Origin of the sequence: Paraburkholderia sp. EG286B (assembly GCF_040965655.1) — a bacterium.
Lineage (GTDB): Bacteria > Pseudomonadota > Gammaproteobacteria > Burkholderiales > Burkholderiaceae > Paraburkholderia.
Window position 1 is genome coordinate 1 of sequence record NZ_JBFRCF010000092.1, and the last position, 2,466, is coordinate 2,466.

Annotated in this window: 2 protein-coding genes; both read right to left on the reverse strand. The window is 63.5% G+C overall.

Going from position 1 to position 2,466, the window contains the following annotated elements; genetic code table 11:
* Window positions 1–85 precede the first annotated feature (85 nt).
* Window positions 86–874 carry an IS21-like element helper ATPase IstB gene (istB, locus tag AB4Y42_RS43735; RefSeq protein WP_368697819.1) on the reverse strand — a complete coding sequence of 263 codons (789 nt, stop codon included), beginning with the start codon at window positions 872–874 and terminating at the stop codon, window positions 86–88.
* 7 nt (window positions 875–881) lie between these two features.
* Window positions 882–2,405 (reverse strand): IS21 family transposase, encoded by a 1,524-nt coding sequence (istA, locus tag AB4Y42_RS43740; protein WP_368697820.1) that lies wholly within the window; start codon window positions 2,403–2,405, stop codon window positions 882–884.
* Between the last annotated feature and the right edge of the window lie 61 nt (window positions 2,406–2,466).

Here is a 2,466-nt window from a genome sequence, read left to right on the forward strand (position 1 = left end):
TGTCACGGGGCGGCGTAATCGAGCCGGGGATGGGCGGCGTAATGGAGCCAGCAGAAACGGGGATAAAGCGCAGATTCGAACGGGCTCAAGAATGCGGTTTTTTGCCCGGTTTGGCAACCGCGTTTTCACTGTTTCCTGGCATCGGTTTGGGTTTGCGGAAGCTCTCGCCTTCGATCACGACGCGATAGGCGCCGTGGCGTAGCCGGTCCAGCGTCGCGGCGCCCAGGATGCGGTTGTCGGGGAACGCGTCTCCCCATTCGCTTAGATCTAGATTTGACGTGACGATAGAAGCCGCCCGCTCGTACCTGGCGGCGATCAGATCGTGGAAGTCTTCGTCGTGGGGTGGGTGTAGCGGTTTGACAGCGAAGTCGTCGATGATGAGCAGTGGCACGCGCACGAACTGCTGGAACTTGCGCTCGTACAAGCCCGTGGCGCGGGCCGCGTGCAGCTTCTTGAGCAGATCCGTCTGCGAGATGAACAGCACGTCACGCCCCTGCCTGGCCGCGCAGTGACCCAGTGCCTGCGCCAGATGGGATTTGCCGACGCCTGTTCCGCCGACCAGTAGAACGCAGACCTTCTCGTCGATGTAGCGGCCGGTGGCCAGATCGTGGATGTAGGTTCGATTCAGCTTGGGCACCAGATCGAAGTTGAACGTCTCGAGCGTCTTGCCCATCGCGAAGCCGGCGCGGGCAAGCCGTACGCCCAGCTTCTTCGTGTCGCGCCGCGCGATTTCGTCGTGCAGCAGCATGGCGAGGAACTCGGTGTAGGCAAGCTGCCCGTCAATGGCTTCACGGTTTCGCTGTTCGATCGAGTCGAGGATGCCCGAGAGGCGCAGCTGCTTGAGGATGGTGTTTAGTTCGGGACTCGGATTCATGGTCGGCTCAATGGATCAGAAGGGATTGAAGGTCGCGGCCGAAGCGGCCACCGTTCAGGTAGGTATCAGTGGGCGCCGTAGTCGTGGATGATGCCGCCGCCTCGCTGTCGAGTCCCTTGTCGAGGATCGTCTTGATGGTGCGATACTGGGGGCTGGAGAACGCGAGCGCGCGCTCGCACGCAGCGTTCAGCCGTGCATCGCCGACCTTCTCGCGCAGCCGCACGATGCCTTGGGCGCCGCGCAGGTTCTCAAGCACCGTGTTGTTGAACATCGCGAGGATGACGGCGTGGCAGGCCGGGCCGATATCCTTCGCGCGCGCGAGGCACCACTGGGGATCGTGCTCGAGCCACGCTTGCGCTTCGGGCGGCTGATGATCGCGCACGGTATGGCGGTCGCCGGGTTTGCGTAGCCTCGGATGAGTGGCGACGAGCTCGTGCCGGTGGAACGCCTGCACGACCGTGTCGGTGGCCTTGAGCCATAGCTGCTTGCCCACCAGCGTGAAGGGCACCGAGTACAGAGCCTTCTTGTAGACGACGTGCCCGTCCGTATGCACCTTGACCTCAGACCATACGGCCAGTACCGGCGGCACATCGGGCAGGCGTGTGAGCAGCGGCCGCTCGATCGCGAAACGCGTGAGCGGTTGCTCGTGTGTGGTGCCGTGATCGCGCACGCCGGCGTGCTGCATGATCCACTCGCGCAACTGCCGGTTCGCGTCGGCCAAATCGCGGAACTCGCGTAGTGGTACGAAGGACTTCTTGACGTACTTGACTCCGGATTCAACGATTCCCTTCTTGGCCGGGTCGTGCGGCGGACATGGGTCGATGCGGAAACCGTATGCTTCGGCGAGCCCCGCGTAGGAGCGCTGAACCTCAGGACTGTGCAGGCAGTGCCGGATGATCGCGCACTTGGCGTTGTCGATCGTCACCCGGGAAGGACAGCCCCCGAACCATTCGAAGGCACGGCGATGACAGGCCAGCCACGTCTCGACGGTCTGGTCCAGGACGACTTCGGCATACTGGTGCCGGGACCAGCACAGGGTCATCACGAAGATCCACGTCTTGAGCGCTGTCCCGGACTCGTGCGTAAGCACGGGGCCGGCGCCGAAATCAACCTGGGCGGCTTCGGCGGGCGCGAACTCGAGGATCGTCGTTGCCTTGACGACGCGTTCTGCCGCCAGACGGCGCAGCATGCGCTTCACGGCATCGTAACTGCCGGTATAGCCGTGATTGCGCTGAAGGGCTGCATGGATTGTGGTGCCCTGGACGCCGGCGGCGAGCCACTCGCGAACCTGCTCGCGGTACGGCTCCACCGTCGAGACGCTACTGCGTGGCACCTGTCTCGGAACGCTGTTGAGGACGCTGGCGATCTCGGGGTCTTCCGGCATGGGCTGCGCCGGATCGAGCCAGCCTCGCGACTGGGCTTCCTGCCGTAGTGCTGCAAGCTTGGCTCGGCCCATCAGGCGTCGCCGCGCGATGTCGCGGTCGGAATCACCGCGTCGCATGCGCACAAGGATATGACGATACTCAAACAATTCGAACCTCCTGTTGGCCATAGGCGCTCCGCTCAAATGAACGGAGCGTACCGACTTGGAA